Annotated in this window: 13 protein-coding genes; 10 read left to right on the top strand and 3 right to left on the bottom strand. The window is 63.7% G+C overall.

The window, feature by feature from the left end; all coding sequences use genetic code 11:
• The first annotated feature begins 31 nt into the window (after positions 1-31).
• A complete protein-coding gene (locus tag VKP01_RS05645; protein WP_324411089.1) occupies positions 32-958 on the top strand; it encodes a bifunctional helix-turn-helix domain-containing protein/methylated-DNA--[protein]-cysteine S-methyltransferase in 927 nt (308 codons plus the stop codon).
• Between the two features lie 9 nt (positions 959-967).
• Here the strand turns inward: VKP01_RS05645 and VKP01_RS05640 are convergent, their stop codons facing one another.
• Positions 968-2,311 carry a PLP-dependent aminotransferase family protein gene (locus VKP01_RS05640; RefSeq protein WP_324411087.1) on the bottom strand — a complete coding sequence of 448 codons (1,344 nt, stop codon included), beginning with the start codon at positions 2,309-2,311 and terminating at the stop codon, positions 968-970.
• Between the two features lie 126 nt (positions 2,312-2,437).
• Here VKP01_RS05640 and VKP01_RS05635 point away from each other — a divergent pair, with 126 nt between their 5' ends.
• The 4 genes from VKP01_RS05635 to VKP01_RS05620 all read left to right on the top strand — a co-directional run bounded on the left by VKP01_RS05635 (position 2,438) and on the right by VKP01_RS05620 (position 5,630).
• Positions 2,438-3,106, top strand: coding sequence for a serine O-acetyltransferase (locus tag VKP01_RS05635; RefSeq protein ID WP_324411085.1), 669 nt, complete (start codon positions 2,438-2,440; stop codon positions 3,104-3,106).
• Positions 3,096-3,701 (top strand): pyridoxal-phosphate dependent enzyme, encoded by a 606-nt coding sequence (locus VKP01_RS05630; protein ID WP_324411083.1) that lies wholly within the window; start codon positions 3,096-3,098, stop codon positions 3,699-3,701. Before VKP01_RS05635 ends, VKP01_RS05630 begins: the two co-directional genes overlap by 11 nt.
• Positions 3,698-4,906, top strand: a complete 1,209-nt coding sequence (locus VKP01_RS05625) for an MFS transporter (protein WP_324411082.1) — start codon at positions 3,698-3,700, stop codon at positions 4,904-4,906. The genes VKP01_RS05630 and VKP01_RS05625 overlap by 4 nt, the downstream gene beginning before the upstream one ends.
• Before the next feature lie 109 nt (positions 4,907-5,015).
• The gene (locus VKP01_RS05620) at positions 5,016-5,630 is read left to right on the top strand and encodes a LysE family translocator (protein WP_324411081.1); all 615 of its coding nucleotides are present in this window, start codon (positions 5,016-5,018) and stop codon (positions 5,628-5,630) included.
• A gap of 21 nt (positions 5,631-5,651) precedes the next feature.
• On the opposite strand, the gene VKP01_RS05615 is transcribed toward VKP01_RS05620, so the two are convergent.
• Complete coding sequence (locus VKP01_RS05615; protein WP_324411079.1) at positions 5,652-6,782, bottom strand: iron-containing alcohol dehydrogenase; 1,131 nt, start codon at positions 6,780-6,782, stop codon at positions 5,652-5,654.
• Positions 6,783-7,042: 260 nt separating this feature from the next.
• Between VKP01_RS05615 and VKP01_RS05610 the strand changes: the two genes are divergently transcribed.
• From VKP01_RS05610 to gabD, 3 genes are all read left to right on the top strand, one after another.
• Positions 7,043-8,422, top strand: a complete 1,380-nt coding sequence (locus tag VKP01_RS05610; protein WP_324411078.1) for a GntP family permease — start codon at positions 7,043-7,045, stop codon at positions 8,420-8,422.
• Positions 8,423-8,568: 146 nt separating this feature from the next.
• Positions 8,569-8,769 (top strand): CsbD family protein, encoded by a 201-nt coding sequence (locus tag VKP01_RS05605; RefSeq protein ID WP_324411077.1) that lies wholly within the window; start codon positions 8,569-8,571, stop codon positions 8,767-8,769.
• 138 nt (positions 8,770-8,907) lie between these two features.
• A complete protein-coding gene (gabD, locus tag VKP01_RS05600; protein WP_324411075.1) occupies positions 8,908-10,398 on the top strand; it encodes an NADP-dependent succinate-semialdehyde dehydrogenase in 1,491 nt (496 codons plus the stop codon).
• A gap of 291 nt (positions 10,399-10,689) precedes the next feature.
• Here the strand turns inward: gabD and VKP01_RS17355 are convergent, their stop codons facing one another.
• Positions 10,690-11,223 carry a pilus assembly protein TadG-related protein gene (locus VKP01_RS17355; protein WP_414706524.1) on the bottom strand — a complete coding sequence of 178 codons (534 nt, stop codon included), beginning with the start codon at positions 11,221-11,223 and terminating at the stop codon, positions 10,690-10,692.
• A gap of 485 nt (positions 11,224-11,708) precedes the next feature.
• Between VKP01_RS17355 and VKP01_RS05590 the strand changes: the two genes are divergently transcribed.
• Together VKP01_RS05590 and VKP01_RS05585 are read left to right on the top strand one after the other, a co-directional pair.
• Positions 11,709-11,885: a hypothetical protein gene (locus tag VKP01_RS05590; protein ID WP_324411072.1), complete on the top strand. Its 177-nt coding sequence runs from the start codon at positions 11,709-11,711 to the stop codon at positions 11,883-11,885.
• A gap of 130 nt (positions 11,886-12,015) precedes the next feature.
• Positions 12,016-12,192, top strand: coding sequence for a hypothetical protein (locus VKP01_RS05585; protein ID WP_324411070.1), 177 nt, complete (start codon positions 12,016-12,018; stop codon positions 12,190-12,192).

Raw genomic sequence — 12,192 nt, 5'->3', positions numbered from 1 at the left:
TCTGCCGGAAGATGCAGGAGCCCGTTCGATCATGTCGTCATCGCGAACCGTCGCAGCCACAAAACCGCGCGCGCAGCCCCCCGAGCCTGTGGCCGATCCCGCGCAGCAGCCCCGCGATTACGAGCAGGTGCGCGCCATCATCGCGCATATCTCGCAGAACTGGCGCGATCAGCCCGATCTGGAGCGGATCGCTGCTGATCTCGGACTCTCCCCGGTCCAGGTACAAAGGCTGTTCCGGCGCTGGGCCGGGCTGACGCCGAAGGCGTTTCTGCAGGCCGTGACGCTGGATGCGGCGAAACGAATGCTCGCGGATTCGGCGAGTATTCTTGATACCGCCTACGAGACAGGGCTGTCGGGGCCCTCGCGCCTGCATGATCTCTTCGTGACGCACGAGGCGCTCTCGCCGGGTGAGTTCAAGAGCGGCGGCGATGGAGTCGGCATGCTCTACGGCTATCATCCCACGCCCTTCGGCGAGGCGATCGTCGTGGCGACGCCGCGCGGGTTGGCGGGGCTCGGCTTCGTCGATGACGGTGCGCGCGAGGCAGCGCTTTCTGATATGCGCCGGCGCTGGCCCAATGCGGATTTCACGCATGATGACGCCGCGACGGCGGATTATTCGGCGCGGGTGTTTTCGCGCGAGGCGTGGCGTGCGGATCAGCCGCTACGCGTGGTCATGATCGGGACGGATTTCGAACTGCGCGTCTGGGAGGCGCTGCTGCGCATCCCGTTCGGCCATGCAGCGACCTATTCCGATATCGCCCGGCAGATCGGGCGCCCCAAGGCGGCGCGGGCCGTCGGGGCGGCGGTGGGCCGCAATCCGATCTCCTTCGTCGTGCCCTGCCACCGGGTGATCGGACGCTCCGGCGCCCTGACAGGCTATCATTGGGGGCTGACCCGCAAGCGGGCCATTCTGGGATGGGAATCGGGGCTCGTCACCGGTGATGCGACGGGCGCCTGAGCCGCGTTCTCACGCTGCCATCGTCTTGCGCTGCGGCAGATGCGCGCCGAGATCGCGGATCTTGGCCAGTCCGAGGGCCAGTTCGGCATCATCGCGCACCGAGGTCATCGAGCAGCGTATGAAATCTCCGCCTTGACGCGTCATGCTGAAGGCGCTCGCGGGAGCGATGTCGACACCCTGTTTCTCCGCGAGCCTGGCGAAATTGCCGCCCGAGGGCGTCGTCAGCCACAGATGCGTACGCGGTGTATCCGGAGCATCGGGAAAGATACGTTTCACGACGGGCCAGCGTTCGTCGACGATGCGTCTCTGCTGCCCGGCATGGTTCATGGCAACGCCGTTGGCGATCAGTTTCGTCGCTGTTTCGATCATGATCGGCGCAGCGAACCAGCTCGACATCGAGACTTCCTTCTCCAGTCGCGCCACGGCGGGGTGATCCCCCACCACGAAACCGAAACGCAGCCCGGGCGCGAAGGCCTTCGACAGGCTCGAGACGAGGATATGCGGACGCCCGCATTCCGACACGAGAGGTGCGAGCCCGGTATAACTGCCATAGGCGTCGTCCTCGATCAGCAACAGCCCGAGGCGCGCAATGGTCGCAGCGATGGCCTTGCGCCGTGCCGGTCCCATGATCGCGCCGGTGGGATTTTGCAGGTTGGGCGTGGCGAAGAGAATTGTCGCGCCGGTGCGCTTATGCGCCTGTTCGAGTTCCTCCGGGATCAATCCTTGCGCATCGCAGGTGATACCGACGGGTTTGATGCCGATCAGATCGGCAGTGGTGCGCAGGCCGGGAAACGTATGTTCTTCGACGAGAATGGACTGGCCGGCGCGCAACAGCATGGACAAGAGCGCCTGCAAACCCGCCTGCGCACCCGCCGTGATCGCCACATGAGCGGGCTCACGCGTCAACCCGCGCCAGCGCATCCAGTCGCGCACTGCGTCGCAACCGCGATGCAATTGCAGCAGGGAAGGATAGGCGAAGGCCTCGTCTGCGCGCTCCGCGAGAATCGTGCGCAGGGTCTCGGTGATGACGGCATCATCGATTCGCGGTGGCGTGATCCGCGCCATGTCGATTCGCGCGGCCATGGCGATCGTCTCCGCGAACAGGCTCGCGGCACGGCTTTGCGGCATGACGAATGTGCCACGCCCGATCTCGCCGGAGATCAGCCCTTCCTGCGTCGCCTGTTCGAAGGCGCGCGTCACGGTGGAGAGATTGACCCCGAGCCTGTGAGCCAGCTCGCGCTGGGCCGGCAGGCGCGTATTGGCCGGCAACTCCCCCGTTTCGATCGCCATGCGCAGGGCGCGCACGATAGCCACGGTCCTGGAGATTCCTTCTTCCAGTCTGGGGACCCACATTGCTCTCACTCCGGCATTGTTTTGCATACATTATTTCCATTGACTCATACAATGCAACTCTAAAATGTCGAGAGGGGCGGGATATCGAAATACTTTCATGGTGCGGCAATGGATCATCACGAATCTATGAGACGGCAACTCAAGTGGCTGTGCTACCGCAATCTTGAGCTTGATCCGTCCCAACCCCTGAATTTTCGGGATGGCCGCGAACTGACCGATCTGATCGAGACGGCTTGCGGTCAGGCCGTCGAGGATATCGAGGCCTATGTGGCCGCAGACCCGGCCTTGATGGGGGAGGCGCGCTATGCGCTGATCCCGCATTCTCCTTTCATGGCGACACTGAGCTATCGGCTCTCACATCTCCTGTGGAGCAGCGGGGAAGATCTGCGTGCGCGCCAGATTGCCGTCGAAATCAGCCATCGTGCGCGGGTTCTGACCGTTGCCGAGATACATCCGGCGGCGCGGATAGGGCGCCGGTTCATACTAGACCATGGTACCAATACGGTGATCGGCGCGACGGCAGAGATCGGAGATTGCTGCTATACTCTGAATGGCGTGATTCTCGGCGCACGCGGCATTTCCGGAAACCCTTCGGGCAAGCGCCACCCAACCATCGGGAACCGTGTTCAGATCGGCGCATTCGCGCCCGTTCTCGGTGATATCCACATAGGACACGATGTTTTCATCGCGCCGCTGGCCTGTGTGACGCGGGATATTCCCGACAATGTGCATGTCGGTGGCCTGATGGCGGAGTTGCAGATCCGTCGGCATGGAGTTATCGCCGATGCCGTCTGACCCTACCCATTCGCCAACGCCCCTGCGCCGCATCGGCAATCGTATCGTGAAGCTGGAGGCGCTTCAGCCCGGCGGCAGCCACAAGGCGCGCGCGGCGCGGTTCATGTTACGCTGCGCGATCGCCCAGGGCGCCCTCGCGCCTGATCAGGCATTGATCTTGGTGAAGGGAGCAGGAACCGGCGCGAGTTTCCAGGGCATCGCGACGCGGCTGCGGGAGCATTTCGCGAACGTCCGTTGCGAGCTGGTCATGCCGCCCGATTGCGATCTTGCAGGCACGTGCCATCGCGATCATCCGCTCGAAGGGTTCGCGGTCGGTGTCGGTCCTCCGTTCCTCGACTCTGGTCTGATTGATGCCGTCCGGATCGTCGATGGCGCAGCGGCGCGGGAGGGGCAGCGCGACATGGCACGCGATATCGGCTTCTTTCCCGGCATGTCGAGCGGAGCCAATTATGCTGCGGCCCGCATCATCTCGCGGGCGAATCCCGACGCGCTCGTCGTTACCCTCGCTTACGACAGCGGTGAATCCTATTTGCCGCGACCGCCGACTGACCTCGCAGGGCAGGTGGCACTTTCCAAGACGGTTGCCGGACAATGAATAGCACGATATCCACAAAGGGCGCCGGTGTCGCAGCCGTCGCCAAGCTCGCTCTCGCCAACGGTCTGGGGATCTCCTCGGCGGTGATCTCGGTCACCATGTCGGCGCTGGTTGCGCGCCAGCTCGGCTGGACCGAAGGGCTCGCGACGGTGCCCTACGGCATGCAGTTTCTGACGCTTTTGATCGCCACCTATCCATCTGCACGGCTGATGGTGCGATACGGTCGAAAACCCGTCTTTCTCATCGCCGCCTCATGCGGAGCGGCTGGCGGTTTCGTCGGCTATCTCGGGCTGATCACCGGCGACCCTCTCCTGCTTTGCCTCGCCCACGGGCTTTTGGGCGTCAGCCTCGCCAATCAGAATTTCTACCGCTTCGCCGCGCTCGAAGTCGCCGCCCCGGAAAGGAAAGCGACGGCAATGTCGCTCGTGGTCTTCGGCGGGACCTTCGCGGCCATTGCCGGGCCGTTGCTGTCGCGGCATCCGTTATTCTCGCCGGAAGTGTTCCAGTCGGCCTATCTGGGCATCAGCGTGTTGTGGGGCGTGATCATGCTGTTGATCCTCTCGACGCGTTTCTCGCGCCCCGAGACCGCGCCCGCGCAGTTCGGGCTGCGCGATGTGCGCCATGCCTTGCGGCAGCCCCGGCTCGCCATCGGCATGGCCTTTGCGGCGATTGGTTACGGTGCCATGAACCTCCTGATGATCGCCTCCGGCCTCACCATGGACGGGCTCGGCTGCGGCTACACGCAGATCTCGCTCGCGATCCAGTGGCACGTACTGGCAATGTTTCTGCCTTCCCTGGTCATGGGGCGGGTGATCGCGCTGCTGGGGGGCCTCACCGTCACGGTAGCGGGCGGGGTGCTTCTGATCGCCTCCTCGGCAATGGCCTATCTCTATCCCTGGCATGTACCGACCATCGAATTCACGCTGATCCTGCTCGGGATCGGCTGGAACATGACCTATGTCGGCGGATCCTATCTCGTCGCGCGCACGGCGGCGCCGGAGCATGCGCTGTCGCTGCAGGCGGTGAACGATGTCGCGATCGGTATCTTTGCGATGCTCGGCGCCTTCCTGCCCGGCCTCGTGCTCGGCTGGTTTGGCTGGGCGGGGGCGAACCTCCTCGTCATCGCGCTGATCCTGCCGCTTGTCGGCTTCGCCGTCGTGCATATGCTCGCGGCGTCGGGAGAGGCTGCAGCGCAGCGCGGATGAAGCAATGTTTGATGCCTGGCATTGCAAATGACGTTGTAAACACGCGAAGTTTCTGAAACAGTCATGCTTCAGGTTGTGGCCTGAGGGTATGCTCACGAGAGATTTCAGCATGATTGAAATCTGGGGATTTGCCTTGTTTGCTTATGTCGCCTCTGCGACGCCCGGCCCCAACAACGTGCTGCTCACCGCCGTCGGCGCATCCGTCGGGATCAGGCGGGGCTTGCCGGCGCTGGCGGGAATCGTCGGCGGTTTCGCCATGATGATCTTCGTGCTCGCGGTGAGTGTCGGGCAGACCGTGCTGCTGACCGATACGAACGTACAGATCGGTATGCGCCTCGTGGGTTTCGCCGTGCTGCTCTGGCTGGCCTGGAAGATCGCGACGGCGCCGGTGACGCCTGAAGGTTCGCCAAAGGATACGGATGAGCCGCAGGTGCCCGGGCGGGTGGTCGGGTTTTTCGGCGCCGCCCTGTTTCAATGGGTCAATCCCAAGGCCTGGATCGTCTGTGCGGCGGCGATCGCGGCATATCTCAATGTCGATCAGGCCGTCTTGCCGCAGGCGACGCTGCTAGCAGTCACCTTTATCGCCGCTGCCACCATTGGCTGCCTGCCCTGGCTCGCCATCGGTACGCTGGTCGGGCGTTATCTCGAAGGCACCCGCGCCCGCATCTTCAACTATGCGATGGCGGGTTTGCTGGTCGTCTCCGTCGTGCCGATGTTGCTGTGACACAGGCGCGGCGTTGCGGTCTTATCCCGTCAACGCCTCCAGCATCGCCGTGTAATCGGCTGCGGTGACCGTTCGCGGATTGGTGGCGGTGGAATGGTCGCGCTCGGCCTTTTGGGCGATATCGGGGATGACCTGCTTGCCGACGCCCATTTCAGCAAGATCGGCGGGCATGCCGATGCGGGCGTTGAGCGCGGCGATTGCGTCGGCGATATCGGCATCATCGGCGAGTCCCATGGCGCGGGCGAGGCGGGAATATTTGTCGCCCGCATGGCCTTCATTGAAGCGCAGGACCGGCGGCAGCACCACGGCATTGAGAGTGCCGTGATGCAGCGAGGGCTCTTTCAGCGAGCCGAGCGCATGCGAAAGGCCATGCACGGCGCCGAGCCCCTTCTGGAAGCACATGCCGCCCATCAGCGCGCCGATCATCAACTCCTCGCGCGCCATCATGTCTGCGCCATCGGCGACGGCGCGTTCGAGATGGCGCATGATCCGCCCGGCCCCGTCGAGGGCGATCGCATCCGCAGGCGGGTTGAAGCGCGGCGAGAGGAAGGTCTCGATGCAATGTGAGAGCGCGTCCATCCCCGTCGCCGCCGTGAGGCGCGGCGGCATGCCGGCGGTGAGATCGGGGTCGCAGATGGCGCGTTGCGGGATCATGTGCGGCGCGACGATGCCGACCTTGCGGCCATCGGCGAGGTTCATCAGCGCCGCGCGCCCGACTTCGCTGCCTGTACCCGCCGTGGTGGGGATGGCGATGATCGGGGCGATGGCGTTGGTGATCCTCGCGAGCCCGCCATCGATCAGGGCGTATTGCGAAAGCGGCTCGGGATGGGTGGCAAGCAGGGCCACCGCCTTGGCCAGATCGATCGGTGAACCGCCGCCGAAACCGATCACCCCGTCGCATCCCGCAGCCCGATAGACCGCGAGTGCTTCCAGCGTCGCTGCCTCGGTGGGATTGGTCTCGACCCCGTCGAATATGGCGGGCGGGGCGCCGCCCATCGCCGCTTCGAGCTTGGCGAGCAGGCCGGCGGCGACGATGCCCTTGTCGGTGACCACAAGCGGTTTCGTCATCCCGCAGGCAGCGATGTCTTCGTGCAATTGCGCGATGACGCTGCGTCCAAAGCGGATCGTGGTGAGATAGGTGATCAGCGACATGGGCGGCCTCCGCGCGATATTCATGTGCGGCCGTGCCGCATTGTGACGCGCCGTGGACAGACGGCGCATTGCTTTCAGGCTCGACATTCTCCCGCAGTGGTGCTGCGCACAAGAACCATGCCTGCCCATACGGTGCGGGAAGGGATGCGCCACCAGCGTGAGGGGCCTCTCCGCGCTTTCATGTTGCGATGCAGCAAGGCGCGGGTTATCGATATTGCAGTGCAGGATCGCATTGGCTGTCGGGTGCAGAGAAAGAGCAAATGGCGGGCATATTGGTCATCATCGCGGCGCTCGCAGCGCTGATGTATCTCGCCTACCGCGGTTTCAGCCTGCTCTTGCTCACGCCCGCACTCGCGATCCTTGCGGTGCTCGTCGCCGAACAGGGCCCGCTGCTTGCGAGCTATACGCAGATCTTCATGGAGGCCACCGGCGGGTTCATCATCCAGTATTTCCCGCTCTTCCTGCTCGGCGCGGTGTTTGGCAAGCTGATGGAGGCGTCCGGCTCGGCACGGGTTCTGGCCGATGGCATCATTCGCGGGCTGGGGCCGCGCCGGGCCATTCTTGCGGTGATTCTCTCCTGCGCGGTGATGACCTATGGCGGCGTCTCGCTCTTCGTCGTCGCCTTCGCGGTCTGGCCCATCGCCTCGGCCCTGTTTCGTGAGGCGCAATTGCCGCGCGTGCTGATTCCGGCCACGATCGCGCTCGGCGCCTTCACCTTTACCATGACGGCCTTGCCCGGGACGCCGGCGATCCAGAATGCGATCCCGATGCCGTATTTCGACACCACGCCCTTCGCCGCGCCGGGACTCGGGATCATCACCGGGGTGCTGATGCTGGGGCTCGGCTGGGCCTGGCTGGAGCGGCGCGCGCGGGTGATCGGCCCGGGCTACGGTGAAGGCGCGGATGAGGGTATGGGTGAAATCGTGCGCGCCATGCCCGGTCTGGCGATTGCCGCGACGCCGCTGATCATGGTGCTCGTGCTCAATCTGGCATTCACCTTCGTCATCATTCCCCGGATGGATACCGCCTATCTGGCCCAGCCCGAATTCGGCGCGACGGATGTCGGGGCCCTGCGTGGCGTCTGGTCGATCATCGCGGCGCTGACCTTTTCCTCGCTGCTCCTGATTGCGCTGAACTGGCGGCGTCTCGCCGACAGCCTCGGGGTGACGCTTGATGCGGGTGCCAAGGATTCGCTCAAGCCAATCTTCAACACCGCCTGCCTCGTCGGTTTTGGCGCCGTGATCGCGTCGCTCGGCGCCTTCGGGGTGATCCGCGACTGGGTGGTGACGGTGGGCGGCGACAATCCGCTGATCTCGCTCGCTGTCGGCACCAGCCTGCTGGCGGGCATGACCGGCTCGGCATCAGGGGGTATGTCGATCGCACTGTCGACTTTGGGCGAGACCTATCTCGCCATGGGCGAGGCGGCCGGCATATCGCCGGAACTGCTCCACCGGGTGACGGCGGTGGCGACGGGCGGGCTCGATGCGCTGCCGCATAACGGCGCAGTGATCACCCTGCTGACGATCTGCGGGCTCACCCACAAACAGGCCTACAAGGATATCGCGGTGGTCGCCGTGGTGATCCCGCTGATCGCCCTCGTGGTGCTGGTCACGCTGGGCACGCTGTTGGGCAGCTTCTGACGCGCATTCCGCGATGCATTATCGCGCGCGGCTGGAACCGTGACGCATGCGAGCCCGTTGTTGATGCGACAGGCAGCGGATGACGCCGCCCGTGCGAGCCATGAAAACCGGCTCCTGCGCGACAACGAGCATTGATGGAGAGAGACATGAACTGGGATCAGATCAAGGGCCAGTGGAAGCAATATACCGGCAAGGCGCGTGAAAAATGGGGTGAACTCACCGATGACGATCTCGAGCGTGCCGCTGGCAGTCGCGACCAACTTGTCGGCGTGGTTCAGGAGCGCTACGGCATCGCCCGTGACGAGGCGGAAAAGCAGGTCGATTCCTGGAGCAAAGAGCTCGATTGACGACGGCATTTGCGTCGGGACGGCAGTCACTCTACGCTGAATCGACCGGTGCAATAAAAAGTTGCCGAAAAGTTAATCATAGAAAACAGCTTGTGCAGCGCCGTAACAGGCGCTGTGCGACCTTGCGGGGAGGATATCATGGACGCCAAAACAGGTGTAAATACAGAAAATCCGCTGGCATTGAAGGATTCGAGCCTGTTGCGGCAGGCCAATTACATTGACGGCGCCTGGGTCGGAGCTGATGATTCCGCGACGCTTGAGGTGCGCAATCCCGCAACCGGCGCCGTTATCGGTACCGTTCCCAAGGGCGGCAAGGGTGAGACGCGGCGGGCGATCGAGGCGGCGGAGCGCGCCCTTGTAGACTGGCGTGCGCGCACCGCCAAGGAGCGCCACGCCATTCTGATCCGTTGGTTTGACCTGATGATGGAAAACCAGGAGGATCTGGCACGCATCATGACGGCGGAGGGCGGTAAGCCGCTGGCGGAGGCGCGTGGTGAAATCGCCTATGGCGCGAGCTTCATCCAGTGGTTCGCCGAGGAAGGCAAGCGCGTCTACGGCGACACCATCCCCTCGCCCGTGGCAGGGCGCCGGATGATGGTGATCAAGCAGCCTGTGGGCGTGTGCGGCGCCATCACGCCGTGGAATTTCCCAAATGCCATGATCGGGCGCAAGGCCGGCCCGGCGCTGGCCGCCGGCTGCACCATGGTGCTCAAGCCGGCTTCCGCGACGCCTTACTCCGCGCTGGCTCTGGCCGAGCTCGGGGAGCGCGCCGGGATCCCGAAGGGCGTGTTCAGCGTTGTTACCGGCTCCGCCAGTGCGATCGGTGAAGAGCTCACGACGAATCCGATCGTGCGCAAGATCACCTTCACCGGCTCCACGGAAGTCGGCAAGCAGCTGATGGCGGCCTCCGCCGGCACGGTGAAGAAGGTCTCGATGGAGCTGGGTGGCAACGCGCCGTTCATCGTCTTCGACGATGCGGATGTCGATGCCGCCGTCGAGGGAGCGATCGCCTCGAAATTCCGCAATACCGGGCAGACCTGCGTCTGCGCCAACCGCATCCTCGTGCAGGACGGCGTCTACGATACATTCGTGAAAAAGCTCGCCGCCGCAACCGAAAATCTGAAGGTTGCGGATGGTTTCGAGGACGGCTCGCAGATCGGGCCGCTGATTGATGATGCGGCTGTGGCCAAGGTCGAGGATCATATCAAGGATGCGACCGGCAAGGGCGCGAAGGTGCTCACCGGCGGAGAACGCCACCCGCTGGGCGGCAGCTTCTACAAGCCCACCGTGCTTTCGGACGTCACGCCGCAGATGAAGGTCGCCCGCGAGGAGACCTTCGGGCCGCTCGCCCCGGTCTTCCGCTTCAAGGACGAGGCGGAGGCGATCCGCATGGCCAACGACACCGAATTCGGCCTCGCCGCCTATTTCTATTCCCGCGACGTGGGCCGCGTCTGGCGTGTGGGGGAGGCGCTCGAATACGGGATCGTCTCGATCAATGTGGGTGTCTTCTCCAACGAAGTCGCGCCCTTCGGCGGCGTCAAGGAGAGTGGCGTCGGGCGCGAGGGTTCGAAATACGGGATCGACGATTATCTCGAGATGAAATTCCTCTGCCTCGGCGGGATCGATTGAGGCGGATGCACGCCTCATCGGCTTCGCGCCCGGTCCATTCCGTTGGACCGGGCGCCTTAACGTGTGTTCCAAACATCCGCGTCAGCGGGTGAGCACGATTCCGGTTTCGCCTTCGCAGCTGAGTTCCGGTTCCTTTTGCAGCGTGTAATGCTGCGCCACGATGATGTGAAGGGGGAGCGATCAGCGATGGTGACGCCGGAGCCCACGGAGAAACGCCCGTTGGGGAGATAGATGGTGCCCGTCAGAACCGATGCGTGTGCGCTGCCGAAATGGTAGCGCTGGTCTGCGCCATCAGGGCCGCGACCGGTCAGAAGCAGCCCGGCCAGGTTGCCGATGCGCGGTGCCGTGAGCGCGATATGCGCCTCGCGCGTAACCTCCAAGACGAGATTGTGGGGGTTGCCTGTTCCTCTGCCGGCGCCCGGACCATGATCGCCTCCGCTGAAAATGCATGCTGTGCTGCGCGCTCTCATCCAGGCTCACGAGGCAGAGCGGATAATCAGCGCCCACCGACATGGCGACCGCCTCGACGGAAACAACGGAGGTCTCGCCACGCAGAGCCTTGATGAAGAGTGTTTCGGGACAGCCTTCGAAAACGATGCGCACACTGTGTTCAAGCTCGTCGATCAAAGCGCTGATATCGGCGACGAGCCCCTGCTCTGCGAGATGGTCTCGTCCGCGCGCTTCCAGATACGCTTCCAGTGCGGTGAGATTGCGTTGGCGAAGCTGCATTTCACGCGCGCCGGAGAGGGCCAGATGATCGGCGATGCTCTGGAGGCTCGCCTTGGTCATCGTCATGCGCGACAGATCGACCGCAAGTCCGGCCATTGCGGCAAGCAGAGGCAGCGAAAGCGCTGCGACAATGGCAACGCTGCCGGCTGTATCTTTGCGCAGCCGATTGCCTCAGGGCGCCCGGAAAAGCGAGGTGATCTTGCCGATTGCCGGCATGGCTGTCTCCTCGATGACAGCACGGTTGCGCTGTCGATGGTCTCTCACGCAGTTGCGACAAGAATTGATTGATCGTTTTGCAAGCAATTGAGCGCAACTGGCGAAACGTAAGATGCGTTGATTCATTAGAGCATCATGCAGTCAGGTGGATACCGGCTGACGGGAGAAATGATGCGCCAGACAATGACCTGGAGCGCCCGGCCTGACTCCGTCAGGTCGGAATGCGCTCTATTGCGCGCTCAATGCTTCGAGATGGATTTTTGCGATTGCGGGAGGCCATCTGCATAAGAAATCTTAGGGGTTGTGGCCATGATCGGCGCATAATCCGCTCATCCGGAACGACGATCCGTACCCGCCTGCTGCTGATGATCGCCATCGCCATCGCGATCGCGGCTGCCCAGGCCTTCGCCCTCGTTTTCGCCAGCTGGAACGAACCGGTTCGCTATGGTGAGGCCAAGCGCGATGTTCTCGTCGCTCAAGCCAATGTACTCGCCAGGGCGGCTGCGGAGGGCATGCGGCACGGGGATGATCGTACCGTGTAATCAGCGCTCGCCGCGGTGGGACGTATCGACGGGCTCGTTCACGTCGCTATCCGCGATTCGGATGGCCGGATCATGGCGCATAGCGGGCACACGGAAATGCTGGCCGAGGTCGGTCCTGGAGGGGCCAGATGTGCCGCTCGCCCTGCAGGATATGTTTTTCGCGCAGACCATCGCGATCGTGACCCCGGTGACACGCGGCGGCAGAGAGAACGGGGAATTGCGGCTGATCGCCGGTTTCAACCGGATGATCGCCGATATCGCCCAGCGCGACGCCGCATTCGCGCGCCATCGTGCGGATCTGGAGTAG

This window comes from Saliniramus sp. (assembly GCF_035311605.1).
GTDB lineage: Bacteria > Pseudomonadota > Alphaproteobacteria > Rhizobiales > Beijerinckiaceae > Saliniramus.
The sequence above is the reverse complement of the archived record's forward strand: the minus strand, read 5'-3'. Positions and strand labels throughout refer to the sequence as shown.

Coding starts and splice junctions, on each gene's coding strand:
- VKP01_RS05645 (WP_324411089.1), top strand. CDS start 32: ATGTCGTCATCGCGAACCGTCGCAGCCACAAAACCGCGCGCGCAGCCC.
- VKP01_RS05640 (WP_324411087.1), bottom strand. CDS start 2,311: ATGTGGGTCCCCAGACTGGAAGAAGGAATCTCCAGGACCGTGGCTATC.
- VKP01_RS05635 (WP_324411085.1), top strand. CDS start 2,438: ATGAGACGGCAACTCAAGTGGCTGTGCTACCGCAATCTTGAGCTTGAT.
- VKP01_RS05630 (WP_324411083.1), top strand. CDS start 3,096: ATGCCGTCTGACCCTACCCATTCGCCAACGCCCCTGCGCCGCATCGGC.
- VKP01_RS05625 (WP_324411082.1), top strand. CDS start 3,698: ATGAATAGCACGATATCCACAAAGGGCGCCGGTGTCGCAGCCGTCGCC.
- VKP01_RS05620 (WP_324411081.1), top strand. CDS start 5,016: ATGATTGAAATCTGGGGATTTGCCTTGTTTGCTTATGTCGCCTCTGCG.
- VKP01_RS05615 (WP_324411079.1), bottom strand. CDS start 6,782: ATGTCGCTGATCACCTATCTCACCACGATCCGCTTTGGACGCAGCGTC.
- VKP01_RS05610 (WP_324411078.1), top strand. CDS start 7,043: ATGGCGGGCATATTGGTCATCATCGCGGCGCTCGCAGCGCTGATGTAT.
- VKP01_RS05605 (WP_324411077.1), top strand. CDS start 8,569: ATGAACTGGGATCAGATCAAGGGCCAGTGGAAGCAATATACCGGCAAG.
- gabD (WP_324411075.1), top strand. CDS start 8,908: ATGGACGCCAAAACAGGTGTAAATACAGAAAATCCGCTGGCATTGAAG.
- VKP01_RS17355 (WP_414706524.1), bottom strand. CDS start 11,223: ATGGCCGGACTTGCGGTCGATCTGTCGCGCATGACGATGACCAAGGCG.
- VKP01_RS05590 (WP_324411072.1), top strand. CDS start 11,709: ATGATCGCCATCGCCATCGCGATCGCGGCTGCCCAGGCCTTCGCCCTC.